We start from the raw sequence: 22,033 nt of genomic DNA on the forward strand, positions 1-22,033 counted from the left end.
CTCGGTCCAAGAAAGCTCTGTCTTTGCGAAGAGCGTGGCGCGAGCGCGCCCGAGGAACCGTCCGCCGGTCCTCGGTAGTGGTTCCCGGGCAACGGCCCGGGGGCTTCGATCGAAGACCGGCCTCACTCCTCGAGCGTCCGCAGGCGAAACAGGTCCCAGGGTGGGAGACTCGCGCCGTTACAGAGGATCAAAAGAGGAGATACACCCTATGACCGACTCCACCGGAGTCACCGTGCACGAAACCGAAGCCGTGATCGACAACGGCCGTTTCGGCACCCGCACCGTCCGCTTCGAGACCGGCCGCCTGGCCCGTCAGGCCGCCGGCGCCGTCGTCGCGTACCTCGACGAAGAGACCATGCTGCTTTCGGCGACCACCGCGTCGAAGCACCCGAAGGACCACTTCGACTTCTTCCCGCTGACCGTGGACGTCGAGGAGCGGATGTACGCCGCCGGACGCATCCCCGGCGCGTTCTTCCGTCGCGAGGGTCGCCCGTCGACCGACGCGATCCTGACCTGCCGCCTGATCGACCGGCCGCTGCGCCCGTCGTTCACCGACGGTCTCCGCAACGAGATCCAGGTCGTCATCACCGTCCAGAGCCTCAACCCGGACGACCCGTACGACGTGCTCGCGATCAACGCGGCTTCGGCCTCGACCCAGATCGCCGGCCTGCCGTTCTCGGGCCCGGTCGGCGGCGTCCGCGTCGCGCTGATCGAGGGCCAGTGGGTCGCGTTCCCGACCTGGAAGCAGCTGGAAGACGCCACCTTCAACATGGTGGTCGCCGGCCGCATCGTCGGTGACAGCGCCGATGACGTCGCGATCATGATGGTCGAGGCCGAGGCCACCGACAAGACGCTCGACCTGATCGCCGAAGGCGGCAAGGCGCCGGACGAGATCGCCGTCGCCGAGGGCCTCGAGGCCTCGAAGCCGTTCATCAAGGTGCTGTGTGAGGCCCAGCAGCAGCTGGCCGAGGTGGCCGCCAAGCCGACCGGTGAGTTCCCGGTCTTCCTGGCCTTCGAGCAGGACGCCTTCGACGCCGTCGCCGCCATCGCGACCGACGACCTCGCGAACGCCCTGACCATCGCGGGCAAGCAGGATCGCGACAACGCGACCGACCAGGTCAAGGCCGCGGTGCTGGAGAAGATCGGCCTGGGCGAGGGCGAAGCCTTCCAGGGCCGTGAGAAGGAGATCGGCGCGGCGTTCAAGTCGCTGTCGAAGAAGATCATGCGCAAGCGCGTCCTCACGGACAAGATCCGCATGGACGGCCGCGGTCTGACCGACATCCGGTCGCTCGCCGCCGAGGTCGCCGTGATCCCGCGGGCGCACGGTTCGGCGCTGTTCGAGCGCGGTGAGACGCAGATCCTGGGCGTCACCACGCTGAACATGCTCCGCATGGAGCAGCAGATCGACTCGCTCTCCCCGGAGACGCACAAGCGCTACCTGCACCACTACAACTTCCCGCCGTTCTCCACCGGCGAGACCGGCCGCGTCGGTTCGCCGAAGCGGCGCGAGATCGGCCACGGCATGCTCGCCGAGCGCGCCCTGGTCCCGGTCCTGCCGAAGCGGGACGAGTTCCCGTACGCGATCCGCCAGGTCTCCGAGGCGCTGGGCTCCAACGGCTCCACCTCGATGGGCTCGGTCTGTGCCTCGACCATGGGTCTGCTGAACGCGGGTGTCCCGCTGAAGGCGCCGGTCGCCGGCATCGCCATGGGCCTCATCTCCGACGAGGTCGACGGTGAGACCCGCTACGTCGCGCTGACCGACATCCTCGGTGCCGAAGACGCCATGGGCGACATGGACTTCAAGGTCGCGGGCACCAAGGACATCATCACCGCGCTGCAGCTGGACACGAAGCTCGACGGCATCCCCTCCGAGGTGCTCGCCGCCGCGCTGAAGCAGGCGAAGGACGCTCGCCTCACCATCCTGGAGGTCATCGCCGAGGCGATCGACAGCCCGGACGAGATGAGCCCGTACTCGCCGCGCGTCACCAGCGTGAAGATCCCGGTGGACAAGATCGGCGAGGTCATCGGCCCGAAGGGCAAGATGATCAACTCGATCACCGAGCAGACCGGTGCCGACATCTCCATCGAGGACGACGGCACGATCTACGTGGGCGCGGCCGACGGTCCGTCGGCGGAGGCGGCGATCGACCTGATCAACGCCATCGCCAACCCGCAGCTGCCCAAGGTCGGCGAGCGTTTCCTCGGCACCGTGGTGAAGACGGCCGCGTTCGGCGCGTTCGTCTCGCTGCTGCCGGGCAAGGACGGCCTGGTGCACATCTCGAAGCTGGGCAACGGCAAGCGGATCGCCAAGGTCGAGGACGTGGTCAACGTGGGCGACAAGCTCCGCGTCGAGATCGCCGACATCGACAACCGCGGCAAGATCAGCCTGATCGTGGTCCAGGAAGAGGACGCCGCCGAGGCCAAGCCGGCCGAGGACGCCGCCGAGGCCCCGAAGGCCGACGCTTAGGCAGTCCTGCTTAACCGATGTGAAACGTCATGAAAGGGTCGTTCAGGACAGTTTTCGTCCTGAACGACCCTTTCATGACATGTGAGTAAGGGATCCGTTGGCTCGTCAGATCTCCGGGCACGAACAGCCCATCGGCAGCACCCGCACTTTGGAGTCCACTTCGGACGGTGCGGTGGTCAAGCGCAGTGTCCTCGCCGGTGGCCTCCGGGTCATCACCGAGCACGTGCCCGCGTCCCGGTCGGTGACGGTCGGGCTGTGGGTCGGCGTCGGGTCGCGGGACGAACCGTCGGCGGTCGAAGGCGCGGCGCACTACCTCGAACATCTGCTGTTCAAGGGCACCACGAACCGTGACGCCACCCAGATCGCCGAGGAGATCGACGCGGTCGGCGGGGAGTTCAACGCGTTCACCGCGAAGGAGCACACCTGCTACTACGCGCAGGTGCTCGACGAGGACCTGCCGCTCGCGATGGACCTCGTCACCGACGTCGTGTTCGAGGCGCTGTGCACGGACAAGGACGTCGAGACCGAGCGCAGTGTCGTGCTCGAAGAGATCTCGATGCGCGACGACGACCCCGAAGACCTGCTGCACGAGACGTTCGTCGGCGCGATCCTGGGCGATCACGCGCTGGGCCGTCCGGTGCTCGGCAGTGAGAAGTCCATCATCGAGATGTCGGCGTCGGCGCTGCGCGGGTTCTACCGGCGCCGCTACACGCTGCCCCGGATGGTGCTCGCCGTCGCCGGGAACATCGAGCACGGCCAGGTGCTTCGCTTGGTGCGCAAGGCTTTGCGGGACCGGCTGACCGGGACGGCCACGCCGGTACCGCCGCGTGGCGGGCGCGCGCGGATCGCGATGGCGCCGAAACTCGCCCTGCACACCGACGACACCGAGCAGGCGCACGTGATGCTCGGCCTGCGTTCGCTGTCACGGCACGACGACCGGCGGTTCGCGCAGTCGGTGCTCAACGCCGCGCTCGGTGGTGGGATGAGCTCACGCCTGTTCCAGGAGGTCCGCGAGAAGCGCGGGCTGGCGTACCAGGTGTACTCGTCCGCCGCGAGCTACGCCGATACCGGGCACATGGCGGTGTACGCGGGCTGCCAGCCGGAGAAGCTCGGCGAGGTCGCCGGGGTGATCCGCGAGGTGCTCGAACTCGTCGGCAAGGACGGGCTGAGCGAAGCCGAGGTCATGCGGGCGAAGGGGCAGTTGCGGGGCGGGCTCGTGCTCGGCCTCGAGGACACGTCTTCGCGGATGTCGCGGATCGGCAAGAACGAACTGAACTACGGCCGCTATCTCGGCGTCGACGACACGGTGGCGCGGATCGACGCCGTCACCACCGAAGAGGTCTGTGCGCTCGCTCGCACTCTGCTGCGTCGCCCTGGTGGCGTGACGGCGGCGGCGGTCGTCGGGCCGTACGCTCACGCCGACGACCTGCCGGACGATCTGCACGAGGTGATCGCATCATGACCGCTGGAATTCGCGTCGGTGTGCTGGGCGCACGCGGCCGGATGGGCCAGGAAGTGGTCAACGCCGTCAACGGCGCCGACGACATGGACCTCGTCGCCGAACTCGACGCCGGGGACGACCTCTCGGCGCTCAAGCAGGCGCAGGTCGTCGTCGACTTCACCCATCCCGACGCGGTGATGGACAACCTGGAGTTCCTGACCGCCAACGGGATCCACGCCGTCGTCGGCACCACCGGGTTCAGCGGGGAGCGGCTGGAGAAGCTGCGTTCGTGGCTCGCCGCAGACGTGTCGCTCGGCGTGCTCATCGCGCCGAACTTCGCTCTTGGCGCGGTGCTGGCGATGCGTTTCGCCCAGCAGGCGGCCCGGTTCTACAACTCGGCCGAGGTCATCGAACTGCACCACAACCGCAAGGCCGACGCGCCCTCCGGTACCGCCGCGCACACCGCGCGGCTGATCGGCGAGGCCCGCGCGGAAGCCGGTCTCTTGCCCGGCGAAGACGCGACGACGTCCGAAGTGGACGGTGCTCGCGGCGCGCTCGTCGACGGCGTCCGCGTGCATTCGGTCCGGCTGCCCGGACTGGTGGCGCACGAGGAGATCCTGTTCGGCGGCGAGGGGGAGACCCTGACCATCCGGCACGACTCGCTGCACCGCACGTCGTTCATGCCGGGGGTACTGCTCGGCGTGCGCTCGGTGCTCACGCGGCCCGGTCTGACGGTCGGTCTCGAGAACATCCTCGACCTGTGAGGGCCCGCAATTTCGCGCTGGTGATGACGGCGGCGCTCGCGATCTACGTCGTGCTGCTGGCCGGCAGGGGGATCGCGCTGCTGGGTACCGGTGAGACGGTGCCGGTGCTCTTCGGTGTCGGTGTCCTGCTGCTGCCGCTGCTCGGGATCTGGATCATCGTGACCACCTGGCGCTCCGGCGTCCAGATCCAGCGGCTGTCGCGACGGCTGGACGAAGAGGGCGGCCTGCCCGACGTGTCCGATCTGCCCCGGCGGCCTTCGGGCCGGGTGGATCGCGACGCCGCGGACGCCTGGTTCGACGAGCGCCGGGCCGAGGTCGAGGCGGATCAGGAGAACTGGCGCGTCTGGTACCGGCTGGCCTACGCGTACGAGATCGCGGGGGACCGGAAGCGGGCCCGCTCCACGATGCGGCGGGCTGTCGAACTCGAGGCCGCTTCCCGCTGAGCTGAAGGACGCTTCCCCGCATGACATGGGGCGAAAGCGTCCTTCACCGCATGAGACGCGGGGAAAGCCCCCTTCCAGCTCAGTAGTGGAACCAGCCGGCGAACAGGGCAGGCGAGGCGGCCAGCAGGCTGAACCGCAGCCAGCGGCCGAGGAAACCGGTGGCCAGGAAGCTCGCCAGCGGCATCTTCACCAGTCCCGCGAGCACACTCGTGGCCATGTACGGCGGCAGCCCGATGACCGAGCTGACTCCATAAGTGCCGGCCATCCAGTGCGGATGCCGATGGCAGCGTTCGCGAAGGGCGTCGAGCCGAGCGCGCAGCTTCTTGGTACGAACCCGCCACCGTTCCCGGCGCGGGGTGGGCGGCCGCTCCCGGTGCAGGCGGTCGTGCAGGGGTTTCGGCAGCTTGATCGTGCCCTTCGCGGCGAGGTAGTACAGCGTCTTCCCGCCGACCTGACCGGCCGCGACGATGGCACCGAGCAGCAGCCACGGCAAAGTCGGCTGGCTCGCGCACAGGCCGATGAGGAACATTTCGATGCTGACCACGGGCAGGATCGCCGAGCCGAAGGCGATGCCGAACGACAGGAGCAACCAGCCCACCATCGTTGCCTCCCCGTTATCTTCGTCTTCTCCAAGTTATCAGCTGAAATGCGGGTCGCACTGGGGCCAGCCCCCGTTACCGGCTTCGGGCGGGCACCAGAAGATCACCCGCTCGTCGGCTCACGGCCACTTGCCACTGCCATGCTGAACGGGTGGCCGACGTGCACGACGCGGTTCGCGGCAAGAGTTTCGCGGATCGCTTCGCCGACTTCTGCGCGGCCGTGGTCCGGCGCCTCCCCTTCGGGCTTTCCCGGCTGGTGGCGCCGAGTTTCCTCGGTTTCGCGCTCATCAACGGGTTCACCTTCGGGGTCGACCTGATCCTGCTGATGCTGCTTCGCGGCTGGCTCGGCCTGCCGGTGTGGCTGGCGATCACACTCGCGTACGCGACGGCGTTCGGGCTGAGCTTCGTGCTGAACCGCAGCATGAACTTCCGCTCGCACGCGCCCGTCGGCAGGCAGGCTGTGCTGTACGCCGTCGCGATCGTCGTCAACTACGTGGCGTTCCTGCTCGGCGTCGGTGCGGGACTGGCCGAGCTGGGCATCGACTATCGCCTTTCCCGGCTCATCGCCGGGGCGTGCGAAGGCGTCTTCATGTACTCGGTGATGCGCTGGGTCGTGTTCGCGAAGTCAGGGAGTGAGCTCGAGGTCGAGACCGCCGGTGAGCCGGACTTCGCGCACGTTCGTGCTTCCGGTGTCGAGGATGCGGACGGTTCCGTCGGGGGACCAGCCCGCGCGGCGGAAGAACCCCAGTGACGCGTGGTCGGTCTGCGCGACCCAGCTGATCCCGCGGGTGGCGCCGTCCTCGCGCAGCCAGGCCGACGCGTTCGCCAGCAGCCGTCCCGCGTGTCCGCGCCGCCCCCAGCGCGGCTCGACCAGCAGTGAGGCGATGAGCGCCGTCGTCGAAGCGTCGTCGGGCAGCGATCCGTCGGCGGTGGCGACCTCGCTCTCCGGGGCCCGGCCGACGACACAGAAACCGACGGTGAACTCGCCTTCGGTGGCGAGGAAGACCCGCGTGCCCGGGTACTCGACCGTCTCGGCCCAGGTCTTTTCGAGCTCCACGACGTCGAGCTCGGCGACGGCCGCTTCGCCGAGCAGTTCCGTGTACGCGGTTTGCCAGGTGTCGCGCTGGATGCGGGCGATCTCGGGAGCGTCGGACACGACTGCTGGGCGGACTTCGGCGGCGGCCATGGCAGGCAATCTACTGCTGCCGTCAGAAACTGTCGGTGGTGGATGGCACCATGCGGATGATGAGCACTTCGACCATCAGCGGACCGGTCGCGCGCCGGATCGCCCTGGCCGCGCAGGGATTCGCCGAATCGCGTCCGAGCGGGGCGGTGACGAGACGGCATCTGCAGCGCGTGCTGTCGCGAACCCAGTTGCTGCAACTGGATTCGGTGAACGTCGCGGTCCGCGCGCACTACATGCCGATCTTCGCCCGGCTCGGCGCGTACGAGCCCACGCTGGTGGACGACGCGGCCTGGTCCCATTCCGCGCGCAAGCCCCGGATGCTGGTCGAGTCCTGGGCGCACGAGGCGAGTCTGCTGCCGGTGGCGGACTGGCCGCTGCTGCGGTCCGGGGCGAAACGCATGGGCTGGTGGACGAACTACGCGCGGGTGCTGGAGCAGACGCCCCAGCTGGTGGACGACATCCTCGCCGTGGTCAAGGAACAGGGACCGATCGGCGCGGGCGGCATCGAGCGCGCGCTGGAGAGCGATTCGGGTGGGTACAAGCCGGGCTCGTGGTGGGAGCGCTCGGAGGTCAAGAAGGCTTGTGAGTGGCTCTTCGGCATGGGGCAGCTGACCACCGGCACGCGCCGGTCGTTCGAGCGGCTGTACGACCTGACCGAACGCGTCGTGCCGCCGGAGATCCTGTCGCGGCGGGTGAGCCCGGAGGAAGGCGCTCGCGAGCTGATCACCCGCGCGGCCGTCGCGCTGGGCATCGGCACCGAACCGGACCTGCGGGACTACTACCGGCTCGGCCCCGACGTCAGCAAACGGGCCGTGGCCGAACTGGTCGACGCGGGCGTGCTGGAAGCGGTGACCGTGGACGGCTGGCCCGCCCCGGCGTACCGGCATGTCGCGGCGAAGGCGCCGAGGTCGGTCACCGGCCGCGCGCTGCTGTCGCCGTTCGACCCGCTGATCTGGGAACGCGCCCGGACCGAGCGCATCTTCGACTTCTTCTACCGCATCGAGATCTACGTCCCCGAGCCGAAGCGGATCTACGGGTACTACGTGTTCCCGTTCCTGCTCGACGGCGAACTCGTCGGCCGGGTCGACCTCAAATGCGATCGTGCGGCAGGCGTGCTTCGCGTTCAGGGCGCCTTCGCCGAGCCTGGGGTGAACGTCGCGCGGGTCGCGAGTGAGCTGGCGGGTGAGCTGCGGCTGATGGCGGAGTGGCAGGGGCTGGACGGGGTCGCGGTGGGGGAGCGGGGCGATCTCGCTCCCGTGCTTTCGCGCCTCGTGCGCTAGGCGAGCCTCGTGAGTGGCTAGGACCTCAGCAGAGCTGGGACCGCAGGCCCTCGGTTTGGCGACAAACCGCTCGCACACGTACCTACGGCACTCGATGTGGGTGGCCTCGCCACGGTGAAGGAATTGGGACGTTGAGTGTCCCGATTCCTTCACCGTCGACCCGGGCGCCCACTGGGATCGACACCCCCTCGTGCCTCGTGAGTGGTGAGGACGGTTAGAGCCAACAGTGTCTTAGGTACCTACTGGATTTCTGGCCACGGACTTGCCGATCGCCACGTTCGCGCCCCACGCGCACCAGCAGCCACAGCGGGCGCGCGTGAAGGACCCCTTCCCTCGGCTGAGCCGAGGGAAGGGGTCCTCAAGTACGTGAAGGCCCCCTTCATTGCGCCTAGCGCAATGAAGGGGGCCTTCACGTACTTCAAGCGGGGCAAGGGCCCGGAACCGAGGTGGTCGTGAGTGGCGATTCGGGTTAGAACCGTCCTCACCACGCACGAGGTCAAGCCGCTCGCCGGGGCATCATGGCGGGGCTGGTCACCGGCCTGGTGCGGGTCGATCCGCGCACCGGGATCACCGGCGCCCATCTGGCGGCCGTCCGCGAGCACCTCGAGAAATGAGCAAGGGACCTTTGCTCCCACCCCCGTGGAAAAGTGAGAGCAAAGGTCCCTCGATCCCCCTGCAGTCCGCGGCTCACCGGGCCGCGCTGGTCACCTTCGCGTCGCCGGTACCGGTGCGCGCCCGCACCTTCAGCGAGACCTCGGAAGGAGCGGTCTCCGCGACTTCCAGCTCGCTGGACACGGCCCCGGTCGTCGACGACAGGTCGATCTCCGCCTGAACGCCGCCGCGGATCCCGACCCGGACCTCGCCCGATCCGGTGGTCAGCTCCAGCGACCCGGAGGCGGCGTCGGCCACCGAGAGGTCGCCTGAGCCGGTGCGCGCCAGGACCTCGCCCGCGATCTCGCCGAGCCAGACGTCGCCCGTGCCGGTCGCGACCGTGGCCGAACCGCTCACCGAGGCCGCTTCGACGGAACCGCTGCCGGTGCGCAGCTGCAGACCGGACAGTGTCGGCCCGAGTTTGATGTCGCCGGTGCCGGTGCGGACGATCGCCGAACCGTCGGCCCGCTCCAGGCCGATCTTGCCGGAGCCGGTGAGGAGGTCGGCCCGTCCGGCGGATCCGGTCACCGTGACGTCGGCCGCCCCGGCCCGCACCTCCAGATGCGAACCGGCGGGTGCCCGCACGGTCACGGCGAGCGGGACGTTCTTCAGTTGCCAGGCCTTGGGCGCCTGGACGACCAGCCGGTTGCCGACCTTCTCGATCCGCGTCTGCGCCACGGCGTCGCTCACCGGGTTCCCCGGCGACCCGCCCAGCTGGTCGCCGAAGCGTTCCCCGACCCAGCTCAGCAGGCTCGTCATCCCGTCGACCCACGGCTGCTGCTCGCCGCCGTCCCGGCGGACCTCGGCGTGGACGCCGCTCTCGCCGGTCAGTTCGATGGTCACCCGGCCGATGGCCACGCTCACGTCGATCTCGATCGGGCCCTCGGCCTCGAAGTCTTCGACGCGCACGGTCTCTTCACCGGCGGGAATGCTTTCCTCGGTCATCTTCGTCCCCTCAGCCCTGGACCCAGCCGTGCAGGTGCGAACCGGCACCGCCGCCCGGCTTCTGCTTGTACTGCCAGTGCTCGCTCCCGCTCTTGCCCAGCGCCCCCTGGACGGCCTGCGAGACGAACGTGTTCAGCGAAACGCCCTGAGAGGCGGCCGCGGCTTCGGCCTGGCCCTTGACCTGCTCGAACAGGCGCAGCGTGATCCGCGTGATGTCGCCCGTGTCCACCTTGGGGGCGCGCGGGGCTTCCCTCGGCGGCTCGTGGCGGGACGCGGACTGCTCGGTGCTCTCGGCGGAGCCGGTGACGACGACGCGCACGTCGCGGCCATCGAGACGGACGTCGACGACATGTCCGGGCAGCGCCGAAGTCACTTCGGCGGCCAGGTCGGCGAGGGCGTTCATGATGGTCAGTCGGGCGGCCGGCTCCAGCGCCGACGACAGCAGCGCGGCAGCGCGCCGCGTCTGCTCGTCGCCGGCCGAAGCCGTGTTCGCGAGGTCCTCGCGAAGGCTTGTGATGTACGGCGTCAGATCCATGACACCACTATGACGTCATTCCTGACGTCGGTCAAGGAGCTCATGACGTCACCGTGATGTCGGCGCGGTGTCAGAGACCGCTGCGGTTACGCTGCTTGGAGTCGTGGAGCAGGGGTCGAAAGGGAGTGCGAACGTGGCCGAGACCGTGTCACCCAAGGTTCAACTGATCGCGAAGACGGAGTTCTTCCCGCCGTCGGACGTACCGTGGTCGACCGATGCCGACGGTGGTGAGGCGCTGGCCGAATTCGCGGGCCGGGCCTGCTACCAGTCCTGGAAGAAGCCGAACCCGAAGACGGCCACCAACGCCGGCTACCTCGAGCACATCATCGACGTCGGCCACCTGTCGGTGCTGGAGCACGGCTCCGTCAGCTTCTACATCACCGGGATCTCCCGGTCGCTGACGCACGAGCTGATCCGTCACCGTCACTTCTCCTACTCGCAGCTCTCGCAGCGCTACGTCCCGGAGCGCGACGCCGCGTTCGTCGAGCCCGAAGTCATCGCGCAGGACCCGGAGCTGCACGCGAAGTTCCTCGCCGCCTCCCAGGCCGCCGTCGACGCCTACACCGAGCTGCTCGCCGGGCTGGAGGAGAAGTTCGCCGACGTGCCGAGCGCGACCCTGCGCCGCAAGCAGGCCCGCCAGGCCGCCCGCGCCGTGCTGCCGAACGCGACCGAGACCCGCATCGTGGTCACCGGCAACTACCGCGCCTGGCGGCACTTCATCGCGATGCGCGCCACCGAGCACGCCGACGTCGAGATCCGCGCCCTGGCCATCGACTGCCTGCGCGAGCTGCAGAAGGCCTCGGGCAACGTGTTCGCGGACTTCACCATCTCCGCGCTGCCCGACGGCACCGAGGTCGCGTCCAGCCCGAAGGTTCTCGAGGGCTGATGCGGCGTCTCGCGATCGACGTCCGGCCAGGCGAGTACGCGGTCGCCCGCCTGGCCCCGGACGCGCCGGTTCCGGCGAACCTGCTCGACCCCGGTGAGCCCGTGCTGATCTCCATCACGCGGACGCCCGAGGAGCTGTCGGTGATCTGCCCGGCGGGCCTCGCGCCTGCCGAGGCCACGGTCGAGGACGGCTGGCGGCTGCTGTCGGTCCGCGGGCCGCTGGCCTTCACGCTGACCGGCGTCATCGCGGCGCTGTCGAGCGAGCTGGCCGCCGCCGGGGTGGCGCTGTTCTCGATGTCCACTTTCGACACCGACCACGTGCTGGTCCGGGGTTCCGAGCTGGAGCGCGCGGTGAAGGCGCTCCGGGAATCCGGGCACGAGGTCACGGTCTGATCCACCAGCTCGGAGAAGGAACCTTTCGGGGCGCGAACGGGTCCGAGTTGGCATCCTGTGCGAACCGAAGGAGCACCGAACCTTGACCGACGAACAGACCCGTCCGTACGGGCCGCCCCAGCAGACGTATCAGGCCGCCGGCGCGCGGATCGTCGCCGGCCGATACGCCCTGCTGGGCGAGCTCGGCCGCGGCGGGATGGGCATCGTCTGGCGCGCGCAGGACCAGGTGATCGGCCGTCAGGTGGCGATCAAGGAACTGAAGTTCCCGAACGCTCCTGAGGACGCTTCGGTGCTGACGGAGCGGATGCTGCGTGAGGTCCGCTCCGCCGGGCGGCTCAACGACCCGGCCGTGGTCACCGTGTACGACGTCGTCACCGAAAACGGCGCGACGTACATCGTGATGGAGCTGGTCGAGGCGCCGACGCTGGCCGATCTCGTGCGCGAGCGCGGCCCCCTGCCCGCTCAGCAGATCGCGGTGGTGGGGGAGCGGGTGCTGTCCGCGCTGCGGGCCGCGCACGCCGCCGGGATCGTCCACCGCGACGTCAAACCGGCGAACATCATGGTCGCGCCGGACGGCCGCGTGAAGCTCACCGACTTCGGCATCGCGCACGCCGCCGACGACCCGCGTCTCACCACCAGCGGCATGATCGTCGGCTCGCCCGCGTTCATGGCGCCGGAGCGGGTCGAAGGCCGCGACGCGATGCCCGAATCCGACCTCTGGTCGCTGGGCACGACGCTGTTCTTCGCCGCCGAAGGCATCGTCGCGTTCGAACGTTCGACCACCGCGGCGACACTGCACGCGATCATGACCGAGGCGCCGTACCTGACCCGGATCCAGGGCCCGCTGGCCGCCGCGATCCTCGGTCTCCTGGTCGCCAAACCCGAAGCGCGCATGTCGTACGACCAGGTGCGCAGCCTGCTCTCGGCGGCACAGGGTGTGCAGGCTCAGCCCACCCCGCCCTCGGGCGGTACGGCGATGATGCAGCCCGGTCAGCCGATGACCCGGCTCGCGCCCGCCCCCGCCAAACGCAACCTCCGTCCACTGTGGCTGAGCTTGGCCGCGGTCGCCGTGATCGGCGCCCTGGTCGGCGGGATCTTCCTGGGCCGCTGGATGGCCGCGCCCGCGGGGAACAAGCAGGCACAGCCCACGCTGACCTACGGCATCAACGGCCAGCTCAAGATCGACCTGTCCGGGGACTGCTACAACGTCCCTCTCGCGGACAACACCACGATGAACAGCGAGACCAGCGGCAACTGTGCCAAGAACCACCTGGTCGAGGTCTACGCGAAGGGTGAACTGCTCGGCGTCGAATCGGCGAGCGACAAGGAGGCCACGGTCGTCGCGTACCCCGGCGCGGAAGTCGTGAACCGGATCGCCGAAGCGGTCTGTTCGGCGACCTTCAACTCGGACGCGGTGCCCGCGCAGCAGCGGAGCGGGCTCTACTGGCGGGCCGTCGTCCCGACCGAGGCCGAGTGGAACCGGCCGCTGGGCGAGGAAGACCACGACTACTCGCGCGAGTATCTGTGCCTGCTGGCCAAGACCGACGGCGGGCAGCTCACCTCCCAGATCACCACCAAGGTCAAATAGCTCACAGAGAGTTTGCGCCGAGTTCGCCTTGATCGCGGAAAATCTCCCGCATTCGTAGGGAACGACCACGTCGGCGAGGGGTTCGGCGTCGCAGGAGGTACCTTCACACCATGTCCACTCCACCCACCGCAGCGCCGGGAAGACCGTTCGGGCGCGTGCTCACCGCGATGGCCACCCCCTTCGACGCCGACGGCGCGCTGGACCTGAAGCGGGCGCAGGAGCTGGCCGAACACCTCGTGGAACTGGGCAACGACGGTCTCGTCGTGAACGGTACGACCGGGGAGAGCCCCACCACGACCGACGCCGAGAAGGCCGAGCTGGTTCGCGCCGTCGTCGAAGCCGTCGGTGATCGTGCGACGATCGTCGCCGGGGCGGGCACGAACAACACCGCGCACAGCATCGAGCAGGCGAAGCAGGCCGAAGCGGCGGGTGCCCACGGTGTCCTCGTCGTCACGCCCTACTACTCGCGGCCCAGTCAGGCCGGGCTCTACGCGCACTTCACCACCGTCGCCGACGCCACCGGCCTGCCGGTCATGCTCTACGACATCCCGCCGCGCTCGATCGTGCCCATCGAGGTCGACACGCTGCTGCGGCTCGCCGAGCACCCGCGCATCCTCGCGGTCAAGGACGCCAAGGGCGATCTGATCGCCGGCTCCGAGGTCATCGCCAACTCGCAGCTCGCCTACTACTCCGGTGACGACGGTCTCAACCTGCCGTGGGTCGCCGTCGGCGGCGCGGGCGTGGTCAGCGTGATCGGGCACGTCGTGGCGGGCCGTATCCGCGGCATGATGGACGCCTACGAGTCCGGCGACACCTCCACCGCGCGCACCAACCACCGCGGCATGCTGCCCGTCCTGCGGGCGATGTCCCGCGTCGGCGGTGTCGCCTTCTCGAAGGCGGCCCTGCGGCTGCGCGGCTTCGACATCGGTGACCCGCGGCTGCCCATCGTGGCCGCGAGTGACGAGCAGCTCCAGGCGATTTCCGCCGATCTCGCCCAGGGGGGTGTGCCGCTCGGTGAAAGCGCCGCCAGTGACTGGCATGGTGCACGAGTGGCACAAGCAGATTCAGCGGCGGCCTATACGGCGCCGACCTCACATACCAGCGTAGGGACCATGCCTCGGTGAGTTCATTGTCAACCGGACCCGGACCGACCACCCCGCCGCCGGCGCTGCCCGAAGGCGCTTTGCGCGTGGTCGCGCTCGGCGGGATCGGCGAAGTCGGCCGCAACATGACCGTCTTCGAGTTCGGCGGCCGTCTGCTGATCGTCGACTGCGGGGTCCTCTTCCCCGAAGACGACCAGCCCGGCGTCGACCTGATCCTGCCCGACTTCCGCGCGATCGAAGACCGCATCGAGGACATCGACGGGCTCGTCCTCACCCACGGGCACGAGGACCACATCGGTGCCGTCCCGTTCCTGCTGCGGCTCGTCCCGGACCTGAAGATCTACGGATCCCGGTTCACGAACGCGCTGCTCGCGGCCAAGGCCAAGGAGCACCGCCAGCGGCCGAACCTGATCGAGGTCCGCGAGGGCGAGCGCCGCAAGGTCGGCGCGTTCGACCTCGAGTTCTTCGCGGTCAACCACTCGATCCCGGACGCGCTCGCGGTGGCCATCCGCACGCCCGCGGGTGTCGTGCTGCACACCGGTGACATCAAGCTCGACCAGCTCCCGCTCGACGGCAGGCTGACCGACCTCGCCGGGTTCTCCCGGCTCGGCGACGAGGGCGTGGACCTGTTCTGCGTCGACTCGACCAACGCCGAAGTGCCCGGGTTCGTCATGCCGGAGCGCGACATCGGCCCGGTGCTCGACGACGTCGTCCGCAAGGTCGGCCAGCGGGTCATCGTGGCCTGTTTCGCGAGCCACGTGCACCGCGTGCAGCAGGTGCTCGACGCCGCCGTGCGGCACGGGCGCCGGGTCGCGTTCGTCGGCCGCTCGATGGTCCGGAACATGGGCATCGCCGCAGACCTCGGCCTGCTGAACGTGCCCGACGGCCTGCTGGTCAACCTCGACCAGGCCAGCGACCTGCCCGAGAGCAAGGTGCTGTTCGTGTCGACCGGTTCGCAGGGCGAGCCGCTGTCGGCGCTGTCGCGGATGGCGCGCGGCGAGCACCGGCAGATCTCGATCCGCGCGGGCGACACCGTCGTGCTGGCCAGCTCGATGATCCCGGGCAACGAGACCGCGGTCTTCGGCGTCGTCAACGGCCTCACCCGGCTCGGCGCGAACGTCGTGCACCAGGGCAACGCCAAGGTGCACGTGTCCGGGCACGCGTCGGCGGGCGAGCTGTTGTACCTGTACAACGCGGTGCGTCCCAGCAACGTCATGCCGGTGCACGGCGAGTGGAAGCACCTGCGCGCCAACGGCGAACTGGCCGTGCGCACCGGTGTCGCGCCGGAGAACGTGGTCATCGCCGAAGACGGTGTCGTGGTCGACCTCGTCGATGGCAAGGCTTCGCGGACCGGCCGGGTCGAGGTCGGGCACGTGTACGTCGACGGCCTCTCGGTCGGCGACGTCGGCGAGTCGACCCTGTCCGACAGGCTCGTGCTCGGCGAGGGCGGGTTCATCGCCATCACGGTCGCCGTCGACACCAGCACCGGCCGCGCGGTGACGCGTCCGACGGTCTCCGGGCGAGGGTTCTCCGACGACCCGAAGGCGCTCGACGCCGTGCTCCCGATGGTGGAGATGGAACTGGCCAGGACCGAGGCCGAGGGCATCACCGACACGCACCGCATCGCCCAAGCCGTCCGCCGTGTCGTCGGCCGCTGGGTCGCCGACACCTACCGGCGCCGCCCGATGATCGTGCCGACGGTCATCCCCGTCTAGATCGCGGGCCATCACACCTTCCCCAAGTACGTGAAGGCCCCCTTCATTGCGCTAGGCGCAATGAAGGGGGCCTTCACGTACTTCAGGCGACCAGAGCGCGAGATAATCGCCGCATGATGGTGGGGTTGCACGTACTGGCGGCGCTGGCGGGCGTCGCGCTCGGGGTGGGCGCGGTCTACCTGGGACGGGTGTTCCTCGAGGGTGCTCGCCGCGACCGAAAGCTGAGGCCCGAGCAGCTCGCCGTCGGGCTGCGGCGGGATCGCTGGGAACGCGTCGTCGAGAAGATGGACAGCGAGGACGCCGCGGAGCGCCTCGCTAGCTTCGCGGACCTGGAGCGCTACGGCCGGGAAGACCCCGACGCGTGCGAAGACGTCATCGAGTTGACGTGCGCATACTTGCGCAAGCCCTTTCATTTCCCCGTCGAGGACGAGGAAGAGTTCACGATCAGGCTCGCCGCACAGGGCCTGCTCACCCGGTATCTCCAGCGATCCGGAGGCGTCGAACTCCGGGAAGCCGAGGACCTCGACCTTCAAGACGCGGTGCTCGTCGAGCCGGATTTCGCGGACTGTGACCTCAGCGGCGCCGACTTCCGAGACGGCGTGATCGCCGACGGGAACTTCCGGGGTGCCCGGTTTTCGCGCTTCGCGAACTTCGACAGGGCGTATTTCACCGGCGCCACCGACTTCCGCGAGGCGGTCTTCCCCAGGTTCGCCAGTTTCAGCGGCGCGATGTTCGCCGGGACGACCACCTTCGCCGGGGCCGAGTTCGAGGACCGCGTGGACTTCGCCGACGCGCGGGTGGACCGGCCGGAAGAGGAGCACTCGTGGCCGTATCCCTGGCGTGTTTGGGTGGCTTCGCCGGTCGCGCAGGGGCGGCTCGTGCCGCGCAAGGACTAGCGGGTGGCGGCCGCTATCAGCAGGGCGAAGGCGATCGTGAGCGCCTGACCGAAGAGGGCGTTGCGGGCTTTGCGCTGTTCCGCACGAGTGGGCCGGTTCATCACGGATTCCCCCGGTTTCGAGTGTTTTCCTTACGGGACAAGTGTTCCGTGACGCGCTCTCGGGCACCTCCCGCCTCGGTGGGGTTCGCCTACGACGAAAGTCGCAGCCTTCCCCTAGGGGTGCGGGCGGCGTACCCTCGGACGCTCCTCGAACCCCAGGCCGGGAGAGTCGATGGGACGCCACACCACCGCCCGGACCCGAAGACGGATGCTGTTCCCCCTGCTCGCGCTCGCGCTGGCGGCCGTGCTCGGCGCGGCCACGTGGGCGGCCGTGGCCCTGGCGCGGTCCGACCCCGGATGCGAGCCCGCGCGAGTGGTCGTCGCCGCGTCGCCCGACATCGCCCCCGCCGTCACCCAGACCGCTCGCGACCTCGCACTCGCCTGTGTCGCTTTCGACGTCCAGCCCAGGGAATCCCTCCAGATGGCGGAAGAGCTGTCCGGAACGGCGCCCCGGCCTCAGGCCTGGATCCCGTCCTCGACGCTGTTCCTGCGGCGTGCCGACGGAGTTCCGGCCTCCGGGCCGTCGGTGGCCAGTTCGCCGGTGGTGCTCGCTGTCGCGGAACCGGTCGCGAAAGAGCTCGGCTGGCCCCGCAAGCCGCTGACCTGGCCGGATGTGCTCGGCAGCCCGGGAATCGTGGCCGGAATGCCGGATCCCGTGCGCGACCCCGTCGGTGTTTCCGCGCTGCTGGCGCTCCGCGATGTCGCGAAGGACGCCCCGGATCCCGCCGCCGCGTACATGGCCTTGCTCCGGAAGTTCTCCACCACCACGTCCGACACGACGGCGGGTTCGCCGACGGTGTTCCCGGCGTCGGAGAACGCCGTGCTGCGGCACAATTCCGGTCTTGCCGAGGGGGAGGCGGCGCTGGTGGCCGCGTACTCACCCGCGTCCCTGTCGCTCGACTACCCGTTCGTCGAGATCGCGGGCGCGAACGAGCGGCAGGGAAGGGCTGTCGCGGAACTGAAGCGTGCCCTGCTCTACGGTTCCGCGACCGGCCCGCAGACCGGCCTCCGCGCCTCGGGCGGGCAGGCGTTGCGGCTGACCGACACCGATCAACGCGTCGCGGCGGAAGGGCAGCGCAGCGCCGAGATCCCGGCCGCCGCCGAAGTCGACAAAGTGCTCAGCCAGTGGGCCGGGGTGAACGTGAGCGCCCGGGTCCAGGTGCTCATCGACGTTTCCGGTTCGATGAGCGCGCCCGTCCCGGGAACCGGCAAGTCCCGTCTGCGGATCACGCTGGAGGCGGCGGAGAACGCGCTGCACTTGTTCAAATCCACGTCACAGATCCGTTTCCTGGCCTTCGCGACCAAGATGGACGGTGAGCGCGACTACCGGGAGATCTTGCCGATGGCGCCGGTCGGGCGGCAGCTGGCCGCGGTGGACCGGTTGCGCGCGGTGCGGGCCGTCCCGGACGGGCAGACCGGGCTCTACGACAGTGTCCTCGACATCTATCGGCTGGCGCGCAAGGAATGGGAGCCGGGGAAGCTGAACCTGGTCGTCGTGATGACCGACGGCCGCAACACCGACCCCGGCGGCATCAGCCGCGAAAACCTGGTGGCGGAACTGGGAAAGCTGCGCGACCCGGACCGTCCGGTGCCGTTGATCGCCATCGGGATCGGCCCGGACGCCGACGAGACCGAGCTCGCGCAGCTCGTCGCGCCCGTCGGCGGTCAGGCCTTCCTCAGCCGCGATCCCGCGAAGATCGGAGAGGTGTTTTACGGTGCTCTCGGCCGGATCGCCGGCGCTGGATGAAGTAGACGCCGAGGATCACCGCCAGGCTGATCAGGCTCAGGTACAGCTGGGCCCGCGTGTCCGCGTCCACGAACAGCATCGACGCGACGACGGCCAGCGTCCCGGCGAGGGTCAGCCAGCTCAGCCAGGGGTAACCCCACATGCGCAGCTTCAGCCGCTCCGGTGCTTCTGCCTCCAGACGGCGCCGCATCCGCAGCTGCGAGCCGGCGATGATCGCGTAGACGAACAACGCGACCGCGCCGGCGGAGTTGATGATGAAGTAGAAGATCTTGTCCGGTGACACGAAGTTCATCACCACGGCGACGTAACCGACCGAAGTGGACACCAGGATCGCCTTCCACGGCACGCCGCGCCGGTTCGTGTCCGCGATCCACTTCGGTGCCCAGCCGTTGCCGTGCAACGCGAACAGCATGCGGGAAGCGGTGTACAGCCCCGAATTCAGCACCGAAAGCACGGCCGTCAGCACCACCGCGCTGACGATCGTCTCGGCGGCGGGGATGCCGAACCGGCCGAACGCGGCGGCGTACGGGCTCGTCGTCGTCGGGATGTCACGCCAGCTCGTGATCATCACCAGCAGCGTCACGGACCCGACGTAGAACACGATGACCCGCCAGACGATCGACGAGGTCGCCTTGCGCACGGCCGTTTCGGGCTCCCGCGATTCGGCGGCGGCGATGGTGACGATCTCCGCGCCGAAGTAGGAGAAGATCACGATCACCACGCCGTGCACCACCGAGAACGGGCCGTTGACCAGGAAGCCGTCCTGCGCGATGTTGCCGACCGAGAACGATCCTCCCGGCCAGGCCCCGAGTACGAACAGGACACCCACCACGAGGAACACCACGATCGTGGCGATCTTGACCGAGGCGAGCCAGAACTCCGTCTCCCCGAACGAACGGGCCGAGGCGAGGTTGGTCGCGGTCAGTAACAGCATCAAGATCAGTGAGAAGATCCATTGCGGCACAACGGGAATCCAGGTCTGGAGGATCTTCGCCCCGGCGACGGCCTCGAACGCGACCACGCCGACCCAGAAGTACCAGTACAACCAGCCGACGGTGAAGCCCGCCCAGCCGCCGAGCGAAGTCCGCGCGTATTCCATGAAAGAGCCCTGTGACGGCGCGGCCGTCGCCATCTCGCCCAGCATCCGCATCACCAGCACGACGATCAGGCCGCCGATGGCGTAGGAGAGCACGGCCGCCGGGCCGACGGTGTGGATGACCGCGCCACTGCCGATGAACAGGCTCGCCCCGATGATCCCGCCGAGCGCGATCATCCGGACGTGGCGTTGTCGCAGGTCCGGGCGAAGGCCCGCCCGCTCGGTGGTCCGGTCGGGAGTGGTTTCTGCGCTCATTCGCGGTTACCTCCTGTCGCCGGTGGCGGTGAATCGCGGGATTGTCCCACCGCAAGCGCGAGAGGAAAAGTGTTTGCGCAACCCCCGGTGAACAGGCCGAAGTGGACTCTGCCAACCTAGGTCCCTCCACCGCGCGTTCCGAGGAGCTCTTCGATGCCGCACGCCGTCCTCCGATCCCTGCCCGCCGTCCTGGCAACCGCCCTGGCCGCCGTCGTGCTCGCGGGCTGTTCGGACGAGGCACCCCAGTCGCAGACGGCGCCTCCCGGGTCGTCACCCGTGGCGCAGCAGGCGGCCGTTCCGTTCAACGACGCCGATCTCACGTTCGCGCGGCAGGCCCTCGCGCATCACCAGCAGGGCGTGGATCTGGCTTCCCTGGCGGAAACCCGGGCGGCGAACGAGCAACTGAAGGCGCTCGCGAAGCGGGTCATCGACACTCACGAGCCGGAGATCGCGCGGCTTTCCGGGCTCATCGAGTCCTGGGGCCAGCCCGCGCCGGACGACCCGAACATCGAACACGTCCAGCACGACGGGTACATCGGCCCGGACGACATGGCTGGACTGGCGGGACTGTCCGGAAAGGACTTCGACCGCCAGTTCGTCACGCGGCTGCTTCGCCAGCGCGAGGCGGGCGTCCGCATCGCCGACGCCGAAACGCAGCACGGCCGCAACCCCGACGCCCGCGACCTCGCCGCGACGACGTCGCGTTCGCAGCAGCAGGAGATCAGCGACCTACGGGGCTTCCAGAACAGTTGAGTCCGTCTGGACCACGTTCGTGGTCAACTGGACGATGTACGCGCCGGTCAGCAGCACCACCGCGCCCGCGGCTTGAATCCAGCTGAGCGCCTCGCCGAGAAGCAGCCAGGCCGCGGCCGCCGCGATCAACGGCTCCACCAGCCCCACGACGCTCGCCACCGACGCCGGGAGATGACGCAACGCCGCCATGCCCGTCGCGTAGGCGATGACTGTCGCGATCAGCACCAGCGCGACCAGCAGCGACCACACCGGCGGCTGCCACGGCCCGAACGTCGTCGCCTTGCCGAGGACACCCCACGGAATCGTCCACGGCGGGGCGACCGCGCAGACCAGGACCGCGCCGATCGCCATCCCCCAGGTGACCATGCCGAGCGGATCCCGGTCCGCGACGCCGCGCTCCCCGAGCAGGAAGTACCCCGCCGAACAGACCGCAGCGCCCAGCCCGGCGAGCAACCCGACGACGTCCAGGCTGAGGCCCTCCCAGACCTGCGCGACCAACATGAGTCCCGCCATCGCCAGCGCGATCCCCGCCCACATCGCCCGCGGCAGGTGCACCCGCCGCACGAACCGCACCCACAGCGCGATCAGCACCGGCGAGGTGAACTCGAGCAGGATCGCGATCCCGACCGGGATCCGGCCCGCCGCGAGGAAGTACATGAGCTGGACGCCGGCCACACCGAGCGATCCGTACGACAGCAGTAGCGGCCACTCGCGCTTCGTCACCCTCAGGAGCTTCGGGCGGAAGACCGCGACCAGCGCGAGCAGCACGATCGCCGACAGTCCGATGCGGATCGCCGCGACCTGCTCGGGTGACAGGCCCGCTTGCATCGCCGGTTTGCCCAGCACGCCGGAGGTCCCGAAGAAGAGCGCGGCGAGCAGGATGAGCGTGATGCCCCGGCCGCGATGCGCGACGTGCGGAGTGGGGGCGGCGGCGAGTTCGGCGGTCACGGCCGGAGGGTAGAGGTCGGGTGGGGGCGGGGCGACCCGTTTTCCCAGCGGCTGGGCTCGAGGCGGGTCGGGGTGGTCGTGGGTCGGAGTGGTGGGGGGGGGGGGGGGGGGGGGGGGGGGGGGGGGGGCCCCCCCCCCCCCCCGGGGGGGGGGGGGGGGGGGGGGGGGGGGGTTGTGGGTGTGTGTGGTCGTTTGTGGATTTTGTTTTTCGACCGCTATGGCCAACCCCCCACCACGGTGAG

19 protein-coding genes and 1 pseudogene are annotated in these 22,033 nt (G+C 69.3%); 14 read left to right on the forward strand and 6 right to left on the reverse strand.

All coding sequences use genetic code 11. The features are described from left to right. The first annotated feature begins 208 nt into the window (after positions 1-208). The 4 genes from ACZ6YV_RS39385 to ACZ6YV_RS39400 all read left to right on the forward strand — a co-directional run bounded on the left by ACZ6YV_RS39385 (position 209) and on the right by ACZ6YV_RS39400 (position 5,115). The gene (locus ACZ6YV_RS39385) at positions 209-2,467 is read left to right on the forward strand and encodes a polyribonucleotide nucleotidyltransferase (protein ID WP_465514485.1); all 2,259 of its coding nucleotides are present in this window, start codon (positions 209-211) and stop codon (positions 2,465-2,467) included. A gap of 97 nt (positions 2,468-2,564) precedes the next feature. After that, a complete protein-coding gene (locus ACZ6YV_RS39390) occupies positions 2,565-3,929 on the forward strand; it encodes a M16 family metallopeptidase (RefSeq protein WP_465514486.1) in 1,365 nt (454 codons plus the stop codon). Further along, complete coding sequence (gene dapB / locus ACZ6YV_RS39395) at positions 3,926-4,672, forward strand: 4-hydroxy-tetrahydrodipicolinate reductase (RefSeq protein WP_465514487.1); 747 nt, start codon at positions 3,926-3,928, stop codon at positions 4,670-4,672. Before ACZ6YV_RS39390 ends, dapB begins: the two co-directional genes overlap by 4 nt. Next, the gene (locus ACZ6YV_RS39400) at positions 4,669-5,115 is read left to right on the forward strand and encodes a tetratricopeptide repeat protein (RefSeq protein ID WP_378247712.1); all 447 of its coding nucleotides are present in this window, start codon (positions 4,669-4,671) and stop codon (positions 5,113-5,115) included. The genes dapB and ACZ6YV_RS39400 overlap by 4 nt, the downstream gene beginning before the upstream one ends. 79 nt (positions 5,116-5,194) lie before the next feature. On the opposite strand, the gene ACZ6YV_RS39405 is transcribed toward ACZ6YV_RS39400, so the two are convergent. Beyond that, positions 5,195-5,716, reverse strand: a complete 522-nt coding sequence (locus tag ACZ6YV_RS39405; RefSeq protein ID WP_465514488.1) for a YqaA family protein — start codon at positions 5,714-5,716, stop codon at positions 5,195-5,197. 323 nt (positions 5,717-6,039) lie between these two features. Here ACZ6YV_RS39405 and ACZ6YV_RS39410 point away from each other — a divergent pair. Continuing rightward, positions 6,040-6,273: pseudogene (locus tag ACZ6YV_RS39410) on the forward strand (GtrA family protein); the annotation flags it as partial. Positions 6,274-6,339: 66 nt separating this feature from the next. On the opposite strand, the gene ACZ6YV_RS39415 reads toward ACZ6YV_RS39410, so the two are convergent. Beyond that, a complete protein-coding gene (locus tag ACZ6YV_RS39415) occupies positions 6,340-6,900 on the reverse strand; it encodes a GNAT family N-acetyltransferase (RefSeq protein WP_465514489.1) in 561 nt (186 codons plus the stop codon). A 59-nt stretch (positions 6,901-6,959) separates the two neighbouring features. Here ACZ6YV_RS39415 and ACZ6YV_RS39420 point away from each other — a divergent pair, with 59 nt between their 5' ends. Next, complete coding sequence (locus tag ACZ6YV_RS39420; RefSeq protein ID WP_465514490.1) at positions 6,960-8,180, forward strand: winged helix-turn-helix domain-containing protein; 1,221 nt, start codon at positions 6,960-6,962, stop codon at positions 8,178-8,180. Between the two features lie 687 nt (positions 8,181-8,867). On the opposite strand, the gene ACZ6YV_RS39425 is transcribed toward ACZ6YV_RS39420, so the two are convergent. Together ACZ6YV_RS39425 and ACZ6YV_RS39430 are read right to left on the reverse strand one after the other, a co-directional pair. Continuing rightward, positions 8,868-9,776: a DUF4097 family beta strand repeat-containing protein gene (locus ACZ6YV_RS39425; RefSeq protein ID WP_465514491.1), complete on the reverse strand. Its 909-nt coding sequence runs from the start codon at positions 9,774-9,776 to the stop codon at positions 8,868-8,870. Between the two features lie 10 nt (positions 9,777-9,786). Next, positions 9,787-10,311 carry a toxin-antitoxin system HicB family antitoxin gene (locus ACZ6YV_RS39430; RefSeq protein WP_465514492.1) on the reverse strand — a complete coding sequence of 175 codons (525 nt, stop codon included), beginning with the start codon at positions 10,309-10,311 and terminating at the stop codon, positions 9,787-9,789. A gap of 133 nt (positions 10,312-10,444) precedes the next feature. On the opposite strand from ACZ6YV_RS39430, the gene thyX reads away from it, so the two are divergent. The 7 genes from thyX (at position 10,445) to ACZ6YV_RS39465 (ending at position 18,739) form a co-directional block, all read left to right on the forward strand. Continuing rightward, positions 10,445-11,197, forward strand: a complete 753-nt coding sequence (thyX, locus tag ACZ6YV_RS39435) for an FAD-dependent thymidylate synthase (RefSeq protein ID WP_465514493.1) — start codon at positions 10,445-10,447, stop codon at positions 11,195-11,197. Beyond that, positions 11,197-11,589: an ACT domain-containing protein gene (locus tag ACZ6YV_RS39440; protein ID WP_378247698.1), complete on the forward strand. Its 393-nt coding sequence runs from the start codon at positions 11,197-11,199 to the stop codon at positions 11,587-11,589. The genes thyX and ACZ6YV_RS39440 overlap by 1 nt, the downstream gene beginning before the upstream one ends. 82 nt (positions 11,590-11,671) lie before the next feature. Then, a complete protein-coding gene (locus ACZ6YV_RS39445) occupies positions 11,672-13,177 on the forward strand; it encodes a serine/threonine-protein kinase (protein WP_465514494.1) in 1,506 nt (501 codons plus the stop codon). A gap of 110 nt (positions 13,178-13,287) precedes the next feature. After that, positions 13,288-14,301, forward strand: a complete 1,014-nt coding sequence (dapA, locus tag ACZ6YV_RS39450) for a 4-hydroxy-tetrahydrodipicolinate synthase (RefSeq protein WP_378247694.1) — start codon at positions 13,288-13,290, stop codon at positions 14,299-14,301. Between the two features lie 5 nt (positions 14,302-14,306). Next, positions 14,307-15,995 (forward strand): ribonuclease J, encoded by a 1,689-nt coding sequence (locus tag ACZ6YV_RS39455; RefSeq protein ID WP_465514505.1) that lies wholly within the window; start codon positions 14,307-14,309, stop codon positions 15,993-15,995. Between the two features lie 113 nt (positions 15,996-16,108). After that, a complete protein-coding gene (locus ACZ6YV_RS39460; RefSeq protein ID WP_465514495.1) occupies positions 16,109-16,891 on the forward strand; it encodes a pentapeptide repeat-containing protein in 783 nt (260 codons plus the stop codon). A gap of 273 nt (positions 16,892-17,164) precedes the next feature. Beyond that, positions 17,165-18,739 carry a substrate-binding domain-containing protein gene (locus tag ACZ6YV_RS39465; RefSeq protein WP_465514496.1) on the forward strand — a complete coding sequence of 525 codons (1,575 nt, stop codon included), beginning with the start codon at positions 17,165-17,167 and terminating at the stop codon, positions 18,737-18,739. Here the strand turns inward: ACZ6YV_RS39465 and ACZ6YV_RS39470 are convergent. Further along, entirely contained in the window at positions 18,669-20,090 is a 1,422-nt protein-coding gene (locus ACZ6YV_RS39470; RefSeq protein WP_465514497.1) for an amino acid permease, read from the reverse strand. The two genes, ACZ6YV_RS39465 and ACZ6YV_RS39470, sit on opposite strands and share 71 nt — an antisense overlap. A gap of 153 nt (positions 20,091-20,243) precedes the next feature. Here ACZ6YV_RS39470 and ACZ6YV_RS39475 point away from each other — a divergent pair, with 153 nt between their 5' ends. After that, positions 20,244-20,843 (forward strand): DUF305 domain-containing protein, encoded by a 600-nt coding sequence (locus tag ACZ6YV_RS39475; RefSeq protein ID WP_465514498.1) that lies wholly within the window; start codon positions 20,244-20,246, stop codon positions 20,841-20,843. On the opposite strand, the gene ACZ6YV_RS39480 is transcribed toward ACZ6YV_RS39475, so the two are convergent. Continuing rightward, positions 20,820-21,791: an EamA family transporter gene (locus tag ACZ6YV_RS39480; RefSeq protein ID WP_465514499.1), complete on the reverse strand. Its 972-nt coding sequence runs from the start codon at positions 21,789-21,791 to the stop codon at positions 20,820-20,822. The two genes, ACZ6YV_RS39475 and ACZ6YV_RS39480, sit on opposite strands and share 24 nt — an antisense overlap. Positions 21,792-22,033: the final 242 nt, after the last annotated feature.

The organism is Amycolatopsis sp. NPDC102522, from assembly GCF_055584485.1.

Excerpts from the sequence above, each read along its gene's own strand:
- ACZ6YV_RS39385 (WP_465514485.1), top strand. The coding sequence starts at position 209 with ATGACCGACTCCACCGGAGTCACCGTGCACGAAACCGAAGCCGTGATC.
- dapB (WP_465514487.1), top strand. The coding sequence starts at position 3,926 with ATGACCGCTGGAATTCGCGTCGGTGTGCTGGGCGCACGCGGCCGGATG.
- ACZ6YV_RS39405 (WP_465514488.1), bottom strand. The coding sequence starts at position 5,716 with ATGGTGGGCTGGTTGCTCCTGTCGTTCGGCATCGCCTTCGGCTCGGCG.
- ACZ6YV_RS39415 (WP_465514489.1), bottom strand. The coding sequence starts at position 6,900 with ATGGCCGCCGCCGAAGTCCGCCCAGCAGTCGTGTCCGACGCTCCCGAG.
- ACZ6YV_RS39420 (WP_465514490.1), top strand. The coding sequence starts at position 6,960 with ATGAGCACTTCGACCATCAGCGGACCGGTCGCGCGCCGGATCGCCCTG.
- ACZ6YV_RS39425 (WP_465514491.1), bottom strand. The coding sequence starts at position 9,776 with ATGACCGAGGAAAGCATTCCCGCCGGTGAAGAGACCGTGCGCGTCGAA.
- ACZ6YV_RS39430 (WP_465514492.1), bottom strand. The coding sequence starts at position 10,311 with ATGGATCTGACGCCGTACATCACAAGCCTTCGCGAGGACCTCGCGAAC.
- ACZ6YV_RS39440 (WP_378247698.1), top strand. The coding sequence starts at position 11,197 with ATGCGGCGTCTCGCGATCGACGTCCGGCCAGGCGAGTACGCGGTCGCC.
- dapA (WP_378247694.1), top strand. The coding sequence starts at position 13,288 with ATGTCCACTCCACCCACCGCAGCGCCGGGAAGACCGTTCGGGCGCGTG.
- ACZ6YV_RS39460 (WP_465514495.1), top strand. The coding sequence starts at position 16,109 with ATGATGGTGGGGTTGCACGTACTGGCGGCGCTGGCGGGCGTCGCGCTC.
- ACZ6YV_RS39465 (WP_465514496.1), top strand. The coding sequence starts at position 17,165 with ATGGGACGCCACACCACCGCCCGGACCCGAAGACGGATGCTGTTCCCC.
- ACZ6YV_RS39470 (WP_465514497.1), bottom strand. The coding sequence starts at position 20,090 with ATGAGCGCAGAAACCACTCCCGACCGGACCACCGAGCGGGCGGGCCTT.
- ACZ6YV_RS39475 (WP_465514498.1), top strand. The coding sequence starts at position 20,244 with ATGCCGCACGCCGTCCTCCGATCCCTGCCCGCCGTCCTGGCAACCGCC.